Consider the following 1,049-nt stretch of genomic DNA (forward strand, 5'->3'; position numbering starts at 1 on the left):
GCCGACGGGATCCCCGTGGCGGTGACGTGCCGGGTGTTGAAGATCGCTCGTCAGCCCTACTACCGGTGGCTGGCCCGACCCGTCACCAGCGCCGACCTGGTAGCGGCGTATCGGACCAACGCGTTGTTCGACGCCCACCGTGATGATCCGGAGTTCGGCTACCGGTTCCTCATCAACGAAGCTCGCGACGCGGGGCAGCCGATGGTCGATCGGACCGCGTGGCGGATCTGCTCCGGCAACGGTTGGTGGAGCGCGTTCGGCAAGCGCAAGCGTCGCGGCAAGGGCCGCAAGGTAGGCCCACCGGTGCACGACGACCTGGTCCAGCGGGACTTCACCGCCGACGGCCCGAACCGGCTGTGGTTGGCCGACATCACCGAGCACCGCACCGCCGAGGGCAAGCTCTACCTGTGCGCGATCAAGGACGTCTGGTCCCACCGGATCGTCGGCTACTGCATCGAATCGCGGATGAAGTCCCGCTTGGCCGTCGCCGCACTGGATACCGCCGCCGCCAGGCGCGCCGGCCTGGCCGGTTGCATCCTGCACACCGACCGCGGATCCCAATTCCGGTCCAGGAAGTTCGTCCGAGCCCTGCACCGCGACCGGATGGCTGGATCGATGGGTCGCGTCGGCGCCGCCGGCGACAACGCCGCCATGGAATCCTTCTTCAGCCTCCTGCAGAACAACGTCCTCAACCGGCGATCACGGGCCACCCGCGAGTAACTACGGATCGCGATCGTGACCTGGATCGAACGGACCTACCGCCGCCGCCGACGCTAGCGGTCGCTGTCCCTGTTGACCCCTGTTGAATTCGAGACCATCATGCACCCACCGGCCGGTCAGGGCGCGTGACTACACCTGTCACCTGCCGGTGCAGCAGCCCCCGGGCTGCGGCGATCACGCGCCTTGTCCCACATGCAAGCCAGCACGACGCGGACCCTGATGGGGTCGCGTCCGGGGAGTGTGTCGATTTCCGTGTTTGAGCCTGTGGTGTGATCGAGATTCTTAGATGGCGATCCGGTCGCCGTAGGCGAGGATCAGGGCGTTGAGGG

General features: G+C 67.0%; 1 pseudogene. It reads left to right on the plus strand.

The window, feature by feature from the left end:
- A pseudogene (locus AB0B83_RS30135) lies at positions 1-774 on the plus strand (IS3 family transposase); the annotation flags it as partial.
- Positions 775-1,049: the final 275 nt, after the last annotated feature.

This window comes from Micromonospora sp. NPDC049060, from assembly GCF_040649055.1.
Taxonomy (GTDB): Bacteria; Actinomycetota; Actinomycetes; order Mycobacteriales; family Micromonosporaceae; genus Micromonospora; species Micromonospora reichwaldensis.